Here is a 12,018-nt window from a genome sequence, read left to right as displayed (position 1 = left end):
ATACCAGGCTGGTGCATGATGAGACGATTTGCATCTACAGACGGAAGGAAGTACAGCCTTGTCACGACGTATCGGCACATTGCTCGTAGCGGTCCCCGGCCTGTCGGGCATCGTCTATCCGGAGGGCACGCGCGTGACCATCCAGGGCACCGGAGGGTCCGTCGACGGTTTCGTCGACGGGGACTGGCTGCCGCTCGCGTGGTGGGAGTTCGCGGACGTCCGGCCGGAGGACGCCACCGGCTGAAACCACCTCGCGTGCCTCACGCACGTACCGCTAGCGTGCCCGCATGACGACGACAGACGCCACGGACGCCGAGAACCCCGGAGCGCACCCCCGTTTCGCCGAGGCCCTGCGGGAGCTGGGGATCGGGGACCTCGTACGCCAGGTCCGCCGGTTCCCGGAAGCCACCCGTACCGCCGCCGAGGCCGCCGCCGCGCTCGGGTGTGAGCTGAGCCAGATCTGCAAGTCGCTGATCTTCGCGGCGGACGGCGTGCCGGTGCTGGTGCTCATGGACGGGGCCTCCCGGGTCGACCTCGAGCTCATGCGCAAGGAGCTCGGGGCGGACAAGGTCACGCGGGCCAGGGCCGATGTCGTGCGGGAGACCACCGGGTACGCCATCGGCGGGGTGCCGCCCTTGGGGCACCGGACGAGGACGCGCGTGCTCGCCGACCGGTCCCTGCTGGCCCACGACGTCGTCTGGGCCGCCGCCGGGACGCCGTACACCGTGTTCCCCATGGCGCCCCGCGACCTCGTCGCCCACGCCGGCGCCACCCTCGTGGACGTGCGCGAGCTCTCCGCGTGAAACCTCTGGTCACCGCCGCCGTCCTGCTCGCCGCCGTCACCCACGCCAGCTGGAACGCCATCGCCCACAAGATCACCGACAAGCTGGCCGGGTTCGCGCTGATCTCGGGCGGCGGGGTGGTCATCGGGTTGGCCCTGGCGCCCTTCGTGGCGTTTCCGCAGGCCCGGGCCTGGCCGTACCTGCTCGGCTCCGCCGCCATACACATCGCCTACTACGCGCTGCTGATGAAGTCTTTCCGGCTGGGCGACTTCGGGCAGGCCTATCCCATCGCGCGCGGCACCGCGCCGCTCGTCGTGACCGTGCTCGCCGCCGTCTTCGCGCACGAGGTGCCCGACGGATGGGCCGCCGCCGGTATCGCCCTGTCGTGCGCGGGGCTGACCGGCGTCGCCGTGTGGGGACTGCGCGGGCGCCGGCCCGACTGGGCGGCGATCGGGGCGGCCCTGGCGACCGGGCTGACGATCGCGGCGTACACCGTCGTCGACGGGCTCGGCGTGCGGGCCTCCAGATCCTCCCTCGGCTACATCGCCTGGCTGATGGCCGTGCAGGGCGTCGTGATCCCCGCCTACGCCGAAGCCAACTGGGAGCGGCTGGAGAAGGAGGAGGACTACGCCCGCATGAACGCGATCTACCGGTTCCTGTTCGCCGCCGTGGTCGTCCGCCCGCCGACGAGGCGCCCGGTTCAGCCGGTCGGCAGCCTCCGGCGCGACCCGCCACCCCGCCACGTAGTCGACACCGGACACCCACAGCCCGGAGTCCACGCCCGCGATGTCGTCGAGCCCATCGCTCAGCCAGTCCTCACCCGCGCCAGCCACGGCGTCCACCTCAGCCCTTTCCGAGATAACGGATCGTCAACTTCCTTGGCCCAGGGGTCGGAAGCAACGCAATGCGACGACCCCGGTACCATCAGGCACCGGGGACCGTCGCGTCCCCTGCCGGGCCACCCTTCGCTTTCCAGGGCTGATGGGGTGGCCCGGTCTCGGTATGGGGTTGTAAGGCGCGGCCCCTACTCGGGAGGGGAGCCCCCGAGGGGAACCAGGAGCCGCGCCCCCAGGCTGGGTGCTGTCCAGGCCCCAGCCCCGGCCGGAAAGGTCAGTCCGGCCGTCCGGATCACCGTCCGCTCCCGATCGCGTGGGAGCAGACCGGCACGGTGACCCGGAGATCTCTAATCCGGTCTGTCGTCGGCCCCGTTGTCGCGGTCGAAGCGGCACCAGACCGTCTTGCCGCCCTTCTCATGCGGCGTCCACCAGACCGCCGTCGCCAGCCGCTGACAGATGAGCAGCCCTCGACCGCTCACAGGGAGCACCGCCTCGGACATCTCACCCAGCAACCCCGGGGAGAACGTCTCTCCCAGCGGAAGCACGGGAGGGGTCGAATCCTCATCCGTGACCCCGATGAACAGCCACTTCGGCCAGAGCTTGAACGTCACGTCGATACGCCGACAGCTGCCCGGAAGGGCGAGGTGGCGTTCCGGCACCGCATGGTTCACCACGTTCCCGACCAGCTCCGAAACGGCCACCCGCGCATCGTCCACGAGCGCATCAGCACCCGCGCCCCGAAGGAACACCGCCGTCAGGTCACGTGCGACACGTGCCGTGTCGTCGAACTCGGCGAAGAGCGTCAGCGTCAGATAGTGCCCGTTGGAGGACGGATCCGGCGCCACGTACCAGTGCGCGTATGCGTCCAGTTCCTTCGCCAAGTGCTCGGTCTTCCCGGCGTCCATCACGCCCCCTTTCGAGCCTCCGATGGCTCACCCATCGCTTGCGTCACGCAAGCCAGTACACGGCTTGAGGTGCGTGACCGGCAGCGTTCACCAGGGGGTTCACGTGAGCACCGGAAATGCGAAGGGGGTTCACCAACGAACCCCCGCGACACCTCAGTTGTGACACCATGAACACTCGCCGTCATTCTCGGGTTGGCAGGGGAGCATGAACCGAGAGCCAAACGCGCAGTTAATCGCTGTCATGGCCGAGGCGAAGGTCTCGAACAAGGGCCTCGCGAAACGCATGCGGGACGCCGCCGAGCAACGCGGCACCACCCTCGGGACAACCCACATCGCCGTACAGCGATGGCGGGACGGCGCAGGCATCCAACCCCGGACAGCGGCGATCATGGCGGACGTCCTCGGCGCCAAGCTCGGCCGACGCATCACACCCGGCGATCTCGGATTCTTCGACCACACCCAGCCGCCCGCACCTCAGCCGATTGGCTACCCCACCACCGTCCCCGACGCCCTGTCCATGCTGGAGGGAATCACCCAGGAACGCGCCGAAACCCCGGCGATCAACTGATCATCGCGGACGCCGACCTGAGCTCCACCGTCCTGTCATGGATGATCGCCCGCCCCGACGGCATCCAGGCCCACCGACCCGCCCACCAGCGCATCGGCATGCGCGAGGTCCGCGCCATCAGAGACGCGGCCAGCATGTTCATGCAACTCGACTTCAAGTACGGCGGAGGCCACGGCCACAAGGCACTGCGCCACTACTTCCGCCACGAGGTCCTGCCCCTGCTGGACGCCAGCTACAGCGAGAAGGTGGGCACCGCACTGTTCGGTGCCGCCGCCGAGGTCTCCCAGCTCCTCGCATGGACCGCGTACGACACCGGAAACCACAAGCTCGCCCACCGCTACCTGACATCCACACTGCGCCTGTCCCAGGTCATCGACGACCGAATGTTCGGCGCCCGCATCCTCGGCAACCTCAGCCACCAGGCCAACTACCTTGGCAACCACACCCAAGCCATCCAGCTCGCCCGCGCCGCCGTCGAGGGTGCCAAGGGCCGGGCCACCCCGCGCGCCATGGCGAACTACTCGGCCATGGAAGCGCGAGCCCTGTCCAACGCAGGCGACCCGATCGCAGCAGGCCGGGCCATGAACGAAGCAGAGCGCCACTTCGAGCGCGCCGACACCGCAGAAGACCCGGCATGGTTCGGCTACTTCGACGAAGCGGAACTCATGGGCGAGCTCTGCCACTGCTTCCGCGACCTCCAGATGCGCCGTGAAGCGGTCGAGCAGGCGCAGCGCGCCGTGGACAGCACCGACCCGAAGTACGCCCGCACCCTGGGTTTCTGCCGCCTGGTACTCGCCCAAAGCCAGCTACTTAACGGCGAACTGGAAGCCGCCGTCACAACAGCCAGCCTGGCCGTGGACGGCGGCGACACCCTCCAGTCAACACGCTTCCAGCGCTACATCACCGACTTCCAAGCCAAGGTGAGCACCCACGCCACGAACCCGGCCGTGGCCGCCTTCAACGACCAGGTGCGAGACGCACTCGCCCGCCTGGAGGACGACGAGTAGCAGCTACCAGGGCCGCCAGTCCCGAGGCGCATCGTCATCACGCAGACCAGCAATGCGCCGGCGGTATTCAGCCGCAGTCCGCTCGTCCTCCTGCACGTTCTGCATGAGCCACGTTGTCATCCCGAACTCTTGCAGGCCACGCAGCGTCTCGTAGCCGTCCCAGTCGTACAGATCCCGACCGTACGCGGCCACGAAGTCGGCGTACTGCTCATCGGTCTGCCACCCAAGGCTGTGGTGCTCAACAGCCGTGACCATCAGATCCCACTCAGGGTGATCGAAGCAGAAGGCCTCGAAGTCGATCAGGATCACCTTCCCCTGATCGTCGACCATGAGGTTCTGTACGTGGGCATCACCGTGCACGGGCCCCTTGGGGGTCTCGAACCGCAACTCGCCATACTTGTCCCGCAGCTCCCGCCACCGCTTCCGCAGGAAGACCTTGTCATCCTCCTGGATCACGGCCCGGTCCAGCCGCAGCTCCTGCTTGTCGAACGGATCAAACGAAGGCAGCTCAAGCCCCTCCGGCACCGTTAGAGAGTGCAGATCCCGCAGGATGCCCCCGAACTCTCCGTAGGTGGCCTTCCGATCACCTTCAACGATCAGATGCCAGAACGTCACGGGGTGCCCCCTCGATCACGAGAGGCTGCTCAAGATCCTCAATGATGCGCGCGGCAGGGAACCCTTCCTCTGCCAGCCACCGCGAAACGGCCACTTCTACACGAGCCTTGGGCAGCCACTCCTGCCCACGAGCCACACGCACGATCACCGGGGCCGAGGCCAGCCGGAACAACGCGTTCTCTCCCAGCCGGATCAACTCGGCTCCCCTGTCGTCGAGCCCCGCCGCCCGGCACGCGGACGCCATCACTCGCGTAGCCCTCGCAGACGTGAACCCCTCATCCGATCGAGCAGCGTCAACCGCCATGCCCGTACCAGCTCCCCTAGTCGCGCGCGATCAACCGGCGCACGCCCACGGGTGACCAACCCCGACGTGCACCGGACACGACCACGACCGTACCCAGTTGCTGGAGCCGCGACGAGAGGCAACCGCGCGCATGGCCGATTGCTTGGTCCACTTCGCAGGGATCTGCGCCACGATCCAATGCGCGTGTTGGCGACCGTCACAGTTGTTGTTTTCACGCGGTGCGTGGTGCGTTGCACGGGGCAAGCGGATGTCGGTCGCAGGTGCAAGATGCGCCGGAACTCGAACGGGTCCATCCTGGAAGCAGCGACGCCTCGCCACGCTCCGCTCAATGCCGTGAGGGTTTTCCGGCCTCTGGTGCAACGCTTATCTTTCTCATTTGCCTAATGATCGCCACTTATGAGTGATGCACAGAGAAAGATGTGACCATGAAAACGAAAAGGCGAATCTTCGCGACAATCATGCTAGCCTCGATGGTCGGCCTTTCCTTTTCCGCTACTTCCATCGCGGAAGTAGAAACGGTCAACCAGGGATCTCAAGTGCAGTATCTAAGCGATATTGATCCACTGAGGTCCGAGTACGGAGTGGCAAACGAGCCTGCAGAGATCAATGGCGAGCAGTATGCGCAGAGCGTCGTCATGCAAGCCGATAAGGGCTACGTACCCTATGGTGACGCGGAATATAACCTTGGCCGCAAATGGCATAATCTCGATGCCACTATCGGGCTGCGTGACGATTCTCCGAGTGAAGCGGCATTGAAGTTTGAGGTCTTCGCAGACGGAACAAGACTGCACGAGGAAAGAATGCAAATCGGCGAGTCGAGTGAGATTTCCCTCAACGTATCAGGGAAGCTACGGCTGATACTCAAAGTATCCTATGACTCGTCCGAAGAAATAGACACTTATTGCTACGGCGTATGGGGAGACGTTCGGCTTAGCAACTAGGACCTGCAATTCCATGAGCCCGAGGCGACTCGAATCCTTAACCTCACACTAGTGTCGGCGTTGATGATCACGCTCAGCGCCTCGGCTCACGCAGCATCGGCCCCACATGTCCGCGTGTTGGGCAGGCTACCTGACATTCCATCCTACTGCGAGCCCAAGGGGTTTGAAGATTCCTCAGACCCTGCGAGTGTCGATCAATCCCCAAGGTAGGCGAGCCGGCCTGTGCGGATCTGAGCGTGTCCGGAGGACCAGACGGGATGCTGCTGCGGTTTGTGAATGACAGCCTCGCCGCCATCTCCGTGTCGAAGCCAGCGGTCTCGAACTCAACTGCATCTGGGATTCGCATCGGCAGCACACGAGCTGACGTCATGCGGACCTATGCCCGCGAGGTCTCCAGTACACCCTTGGAGGGTGGACTTGAGGAACTCGTATTTGCGCCCACAGTGCGGGAGTTTGCGGGGAAGGTCATCAGGTTCAATATGAGAAATGGAAAAGTCGAGCAGATTGTCGCCGGGCAGCGGGACTGGGCCACCTTTGCACCTTGCCCGCACTAGCTAGGGCCTGCCGCGAACGAATCCAGTCACCCTATCTGGTGTCCACCGAGGGAGAGGGGCTGAGATGAAAAGCCTCCTGATGATCTTCATCGCGAGCCTTGCACTTGCAGGATCGGGTCTCATCGTGGCCTCAAACGCTAACGCCCAGGGAAGGTACCTCCACTCTCTTTCAAAGAGCCAGTTCGACGAATACTGCCTCGCTGCAGGGCACGGGAAGGGCGTTACGGCAATCGGGAGCGACGCAGAATCCCTGCGCTGCATTGATGGTGACGGGAATCAAGTGGATATCGACGTCGACAAAGTTTGCGCATCCGCCTATCCGGAAATGAACGACCCTACCAGCAGGCTTAAAACCATGGGTGCAACATACTCTGCTTGGCAATGTATGGACGCGATTGGCTACGCGGGGCCGCCCGACCTGGAGAGCTTTTGTGAATCCAAAGGGGCGAAACTGGTATTTGTGGGTCATCCGTCGGGCTATGACGCCTATGGCTGGCGATGCAGTCCCCCGGTGAGGTTCACCGTCACCACGGTCTGCAAGTTGCAGTACGGGCGTGATGCGATCGATAGGGTAGAAGATGTCCGAAGTGATGAAGTCGATACGGCCTGGGGCTGCTATCACGTAAGAAAATCTTCCTCACCCGGCTGCCCAAGGAATCCGACGATGGCTACGATCCCCGATTCTGGAGTGGTCGGGTCGCGGTTTGTTCAAAAAGGTAACAACTGGCTGCCTGGAGGTACGGTGCATCTCACAGTGCCTGCGGGCTCCGCGGCCAAGTTCCTTGCTCAGTCGGCTACACCACGGGTTGGGCTTAGCGGCGGTTGGCAGACGGTCGTGACGGTAGGTAAGGGAACTCGGCCTGGCACGTACACCTACACCGCCACTGAAAAGGCGCCGCAGTGCCCATCCGGGAAGATCACCAAGAGTGGTTCGTTCACAGTGCGATAGCTGCACCAGGAATCGTCGCAGTGACCAAGCCGACTCGCGCCGGACAAGTCGCGTCACGACCGCACCGAGCACGCATGGCGCAGGACGAGGGCGGGTGTGATCTCATCCAGCCTCTGACCAGCAAAGCATGGCCGTGTTCTTCAAGGAGCGGTTCGGGGCGCCGAGAATCGTGGCGGCCGGGCTGCTCGTCGCCGGGATCGGGCTGATGCTGCACACCGGATAGTCCGGGTCGGACGGGTGCGCATCCCCCTTCTGAGGAGGACCCTGGAACTAGGCGTTCCGGAGGTGATCGACATGATGCACACCAGAGTCGGATGGCACGTCGAGATGGAGTTCCGGGAGGACGACCAGCACACCCAGGCGGTGGCGATGGTCCGGCTGCCCGACGGCACCGAGGTACGGGCGCGCGGGCACGCCAGCCGGCACCGGACCGACGTCAATCAGCCCAGAGTCGGGGAGGAGATCGCCGGCGCCCGGGCACTCAACGAGCTCGCCATGCAACTGCTGACCAAGGCGCACGAGGAGATCGACCAGGCGTCCGGGCGGACCTCCCACCCGATTCACGTCTAGAGACGTCCAAGACGTCCAAGAAGTCCAAGACGTCCAAGACGTCTAGAGTCCCAGCGCTCCCCGCACAGCGCGCACCAGCCCCTGCGCCCGCGGATCCGCCGTCACCGTCTTGCGGAAGCCGTTGGTGACATAGCCGAACGCGATCCCGGTGTCCGGGTCGGCGAAGCCGAGGGCGCCGCCGCGGCCCGGGTGGCCGAAGGAGCCCGGCGTGAGGAAGGGGGAGGCGCTGCTGTGCAGCATGTAGCCGAGGCCGAAGCGGGTGCCGACCACCAGGACGCGGTCGGGGCCCGCCGACTCCTCGGCCCGGGCCAGTGCGACCGTCTCCGGCGTGAACAGGCGTGCCGCGCCGGCGGTATCGCCGATCAGCGTCGCGTAGAAGCGGGCCAGTCCGTCCGCCGTCGCGATGGCGTTGGTCGCGGGGAGGGCCGCCGCGCGATAGGCCGGGTCGTTCTGGTCCGGGAACGGGGTGATCGCGGCGAAGGCCCGGCGGGTCAGGGAGGCCGGGTCCTCGTAGGCCGCGGTGACCGAGCGCTTCGGGCGGGTGCGCAGGCCGCCGGCCGGCTCGGGTCCCTCGACGCGGCCCACGCGTCCGACCCGGCCGGCCTCCGCGTCCGGCAGACCCAGCCAGAGGTCCAGGCCCAGCGGGCCGGTGAGCTGCGCGGCGAGCCATGCGCCGGCACCCTGCCCGGTCACGCGTCGCACCAGTTCGTCGAGCAGCCAGCCGTAAGTGAGCGCGTGGTAGCCGTGGTCGGTGCCGGGCTCCCACGCGGGGGCCTGGGCGGCGACGGCCTCCGGCCCCCGCAGCGGGTCGAGGGCCTCCTCGGGGCTGAGGGGCCGGTCGAGCACGGGCAGGCCGGCCCGGTGGTTCAGGACGTGCCGGACCAGCACCCGCTCCTTGTGCCGCGCCTTGAACTCCGGCCAGTAGTGGCCCACCGGCGCGTCCAGGTCCAGGTGTCCGCGCTGGTGCAGCAGCAGGAGTACGGCGGCGGCGACACCCTTCGTCGCCGAACGCACGACCTGGGCGGTGCCGCGCTCCCAGGGGGCCGTGCCGTCGACGTCCTTCGTGCCGGCCCACAAGTCGACGACCCGCTGTCCGTCCCGGTAGACGGCGACCGCCGCGCCCCGCTCCCCGAGCTCGGCGAAGTTCCGCACGAACGCGTCCCTGACCGGCTCGAAGCCCTCGGCCACTGTGCCGTGCACGTCCACGTCCACAACTCCTCGTATCGCTGCGGTGCTCTCCTCGTTCCCCTTCAGCCAAGCAGGATGGTCACGTCGATGTTCCCGCGGGTCGCGTTCGAGTACGGGCAGACCTCGTGGGCCGCGTCCACCAGCTTGCCCGCGAGGTCCGGGTCGAGGACGGGCAGCGAGACGCTCAGGGCGACCGCGAGGCCGTAGCCGCGCTGCTTGTTGGGGCCGATGCCGACCTTCGCGGAGACCGTCGAACCGGTCAGGTCGTATCCCTCGCGGTTGCCGACCAGGATCAGCGCGTTGTGGAAGCAGGAGCTGTAGCCGGCCGCGAAGAGCTGTTCCGGGTTGGTGCCGTTGCCGTCGCCGCCGAGCTGCGGGGGCATCGCGACCTTGAGGTCGAGCTGGCCGTCCTGGCTGGTGACATAGCCCTCGCGGCCGCCGTGGGCGGTGGCCTCGGCCACGTACATGATCTTCGTCGGGCGGGTGTCGACGGCGGGGCCGTCCATCATGCTGTCCTCCCCCGGGAAACAAGTGTGCACAAACACATCGTGCACAAGATACTGGCCGGTAACCGACCGTCCGCCACCAGGGGTGGGCAACCGTGGGTAACCGCTCCTAGGCCGTGTCCGCAAAGCCCCGCCTGCCCCGCGACGCCTGGCACGCTCCCCCACTGCCTCAAGGGCGTGGGAGGTGCCCCCACTCGCCGCACCGGACGAAGCCCCAAGTACATCCAGTACGAGGGACTCCGCCCGGCGCGCCGAGAGCACGCACCAGACGCCGCGGGGCCCGCCCTCCAGGCGGACGACGGGACGTTGCGGACACGACCTAGAGGCGCTCCGCCAGCCGCCACAGCTCCTCGCGCAGTCGCGCGACCTCCGTGTCGTCGAACCCCGTCGCCGACAGCAGCGCGCCGGGCACGCTCGCGGCCCGCTCCCTCAGTTCCTCTCCGCGCCCGGTCACCGCCACGAGCACCGAGCGCTCGTCCCGCGCCGACCGCTCACGCCGGACCAGACCCGCCGACTCCAGCCGCTTCAGCAGCGGCGACACCGTGCCGTAGTCGAGGCGCAACGCGGCCGCCAGCTCCTTCACCGTGGTCTCCCCGCGCTCCCAGAGGACCAGCAGGACGAGGTACTGCGGGTAGGTGAGGCCCAGTTCCTCGAGGAGCGGACGGTACGCCGACGTCACCGCGCGCTGGGCGGCGTACAGCGCGAAGCACAGCTGCCGGTCCAGCAGCAGCGGGCTCTCGGTCTCCTCGTTCGTCACGCGCCCATTGTCACGGACGGGCCGGAGCGGCCGGCACGGCACGCGGATCGAAGCCGAACGGCAGCTCCAGCCGGTGGGCGCGCATCAGGTCCTCGTCGGAGAGCAGTTCGCCGGTCGGGCCGTCCGCCGCGATCACGCCCTCGCTGAGGATCAGGGAGCGCGGGCACAGCTCCAGGGCATAGGGCAGGTCGTGCGTGACCATCAGCACGGTCACGTCCAACGACCGCAGGATGCCGGCCAGTTCGCGGCGGGAAGCGGGGTCGAGGTTGGACGAGGGCTCGTCGAGGACGAGGATCTCCGGTTCCATGGCGAGGACGGTCGCGACGGCCACCCGGCGGCGCTGCCCGAAGGAGAGGTGGTGCGGCGGGCGGTCCTTGAACTCCGCCATGCCGACCCGCTCCAGGGCCCGGTCCACGCGCTGCTCCAGCTCCGGCCCCTTCAGCCCGGCCGCCGCGGGCCCGAACGCCACGTCCTCCCGGACGGTCGGCATGAAGAGCTGGTCGTCCGGGTCCTGGAAGACGATGCCGACCCGGCGCCGGATCTCCGCCATGTGCTGTCTGCCGACGGGCAGTCCGGCCACCTTCACGGTGCCGGTGCCGCCGCTCAGGATGCCGTTGAGGTGGAGCACCAGGGTCGTCTTGCCGGCGCCGTTCGGACCGAGCAGCGCGACCCGCTCGCCGCGCGCGATCGAGAAGTCGACCCCGAAGAGGGCCTGGTGCCCGTCGGGGTAGGCGAAGGCCAGTCCGGCCACGTCCAGGGAAGGCGTCACATCAGTCACAGGGTCCATCCCAGCAGACATACGACGAGGGCCGCGCAGGGCAGGGCGAGGGCGTACGACCACTGCGACCGGGACGCGGTCACCTCGTCGATGACCGGCATGGAGCCGGCGTACCCGCGGCTGATCATGGCCAGGTGGACGCGCTCGCCGCGCTCGTAGGAGCGGATGAACAGGGCGCCCGCGGACTTGGCCAGGACGCCCCAGTGCCGGACGCCCTTCGCCTCGAAGCCGCGGGACTCCCGGGCGATCCGCATGCGCCGCATCTCGTCGGTGATGACGTCGCCGTAGCGGATCATGAAGGAGGCGATCTGGACGAGGAGCGGCGGGAGCTTGAGCCGCTGGAGGCCGAGGAGCAGTTCGCGCAGTTCGGTGGTGGCGGCGAGGAGTACGGAGGCGGCGACGCCGAGCGTGCCCTTGGCGAGCACGTTCCAGGCGCCCCACAGGCCGTTGACGCTCAGGGAGAGACCGAGGACGTCGACCCGCTCGCCCTCCGCCACGAACGGCATCAGCACCGCGAAAGCGACGAACGGCACCTCGATCAGCAGCCGCCGCAGCAGGAACCCGGCGGGCACCCGCGCGACGTACGCGACGGTCCCGAGCAGCAGGGCGTACAGCCCGAAGGCCCACATGGCCTCGCGCGGCGTCGACACCACGACCACCACGAAGGCGAACACGGCGGCGAGCTTGGTGTGCGGCGGCAGTCCGTGCACGGGCGAGTGCCCGTGCCGGTAGAGCTTGTGCGCGTGCCCTGCTCCCAT

At 67.3% G+C, this 12,018-nt stretch carries 11 protein-coding genes and 4 pseudogenes; 8 read left to right on the top strand and 7 right to left on the bottom strand.

The features are described from left to right. Positions 1-58: 58 nt before the first annotated feature. The 3 genes and pseudogenes from AC07F0_RS00945 to AC07F0_RS00935 form a co-directional block, all read left to right on the top strand. Positions 59-244: a hypothetical protein gene (locus AC07F0_RS00945; protein WP_401470353.1), complete on the top strand. Its 186-nt coding sequence runs from the start codon at positions 59-61 to the stop codon at positions 242-244. Positions 245-287: 43 nt separating this feature from the next. Next, on the top strand, positions 288-803 hold the full coding sequence (locus AC07F0_RS00940; RefSeq protein ID WP_478972520.1) for a YbaK/EbsC family protein: 516 nt from the start codon (positions 288-290) through the stop codon (positions 801-803). Next, a pseudogene (locus tag AC07F0_RS00935) lies at positions 800-1,379 on the top strand (EamA family transporter); the annotation flags it as partial. The gene AC07F0_RS00940 and the pseudogene AC07F0_RS00935, both read left to right, overlap by 4 nt. Positions 1,380-1,965: 586 nt before the next feature. Here the strand turns inward: AC07F0_RS00935 and AC07F0_RS00930 are convergent. Beyond that, positions 1,966-2,523, bottom strand: coding sequence for an ATP-binding protein (locus AC07F0_RS00930; protein ID WP_478972517.1), 558 nt, complete (start codon positions 2,521-2,523; stop codon positions 1,966-1,968). Between the two features lie 205 nt (positions 2,524-2,728). On the opposite strand from AC07F0_RS00930, the pseudogene AC07F0_RS00925 reads away from it, so the two are divergent. Then, positions 2,729-4,098 (top strand): annotated as a pseudogene (locus tag AC07F0_RS00925) (sporulation protein). Positions 4,099-4,101: 3 nt separating this feature from the next. On the opposite strand, the pseudogene AC07F0_RS00920 reads toward AC07F0_RS00925, so the two are convergent. Then, a pseudogene (locus tag AC07F0_RS00920) lies at positions 4,102-5,017 on the bottom strand (phosphotransferase enzyme family protein). A 470-nt stretch (positions 5,018-5,487) separates the two neighbouring features. Between AC07F0_RS00920 and AC07F0_RS00915 the strand changes: the two are divergent. The 4 genes and pseudogenes from AC07F0_RS00915 (at position 5,488) to AC07F0_RS00900 (ending at position 8,031) form a co-directional block, all read left to right on the top strand. Beyond that, complete coding sequence (locus AC07F0_RS00915) at positions 5,488-5,958, top strand: NPCBM/NEW2 domain-containing protein (RefSeq protein ID WP_478972514.1); 471 nt, start codon at positions 5,488-5,490, stop codon at positions 5,956-5,958. A 618-nt stretch (positions 5,959-6,576) separates the two neighbouring features. Further along, the gene (locus tag AC07F0_RS00910) at positions 6,577-7,461 is read left to right on the top strand and encodes a hypothetical protein (RefSeq protein WP_478972511.1); all 885 of its coding nucleotides are present in this window, start codon (positions 6,577-6,579) and stop codon (positions 7,459-7,461) included. Positions 7,462-7,591: 130 nt separating this feature from the next. Next, a pseudogene (locus AC07F0_RS00905) lies at positions 7,592-7,684 on the top strand (EamA family transporter); the annotation flags it as partial. A gap of 71 nt (positions 7,685-7,755) precedes the next feature. Continuing rightward, the gene (locus AC07F0_RS00900) at positions 7,756-8,031 is read left to right on the top strand and encodes a DUF1876 domain-containing protein (protein ID WP_037667980.1); all 276 of its coding nucleotides are present in this window, start codon (positions 7,756-7,758) and stop codon (positions 8,029-8,031) included. Between the two features lie 42 nt (positions 8,032-8,073). Here the strand turns inward: AC07F0_RS00900 and AC07F0_RS00895 are convergent, their stop codons facing one another. From AC07F0_RS00895 to cbiQ, 5 genes are all read right to left on the bottom strand, one after another. Beyond that, a complete protein-coding gene (locus tag AC07F0_RS00895) occupies positions 8,074-9,237 on the bottom strand; it encodes a serine hydrolase domain-containing protein (protein ID WP_478972508.1) in 1,164 nt (387 codons plus the stop codon). A 44-nt stretch (positions 9,238-9,281) separates the two neighbouring features. Beyond that, positions 9,282-9,728 (bottom strand): organic hydroperoxide resistance protein, encoded by a 447-nt coding sequence (locus tag AC07F0_RS00890; RefSeq protein ID WP_478972505.1) that lies wholly within the window; start codon positions 9,726-9,728, stop codon positions 9,282-9,284. A gap of 316 nt (positions 9,729-10,044) precedes the next feature. Further along, positions 10,045-10,482 carry a MarR family winged helix-turn-helix transcriptional regulator gene (locus AC07F0_RS00885; protein WP_478972502.1) on the bottom strand — a complete coding sequence of 146 codons (438 nt, stop codon included), beginning with the start codon at positions 10,480-10,482 and terminating at the stop codon, positions 10,045-10,047. A 10-nt stretch (positions 10,483-10,492) separates the two neighbouring features. Beyond that, positions 10,493-11,269, bottom strand: coding sequence for an energy-coupling factor ABC transporter ATP-binding protein (locus tag AC07F0_RS00880; RefSeq protein ID WP_478972499.1), 777 nt, complete (start codon positions 11,267-11,269; stop codon positions 10,493-10,495). Beyond that, positions 11,257-12,018, bottom strand: coding sequence for a cobalt ECF transporter T component CbiQ (cbiQ, locus tag AC07F0_RS00875; protein WP_478972497.1), 762 nt, complete (start codon positions 12,016-12,018; stop codon positions 11,257-11,259). Before cbiQ ends, AC07F0_RS00880 begins: the two co-directional genes overlap by 13 nt.

The organism is Streptomyces sp. NPDC045955 (assembly GCF_056430805.1).
The sequence above is the reverse complement of the archived record's forward strand: the minus strand, read 5'-3'. Positions and strand labels throughout refer to the sequence as shown.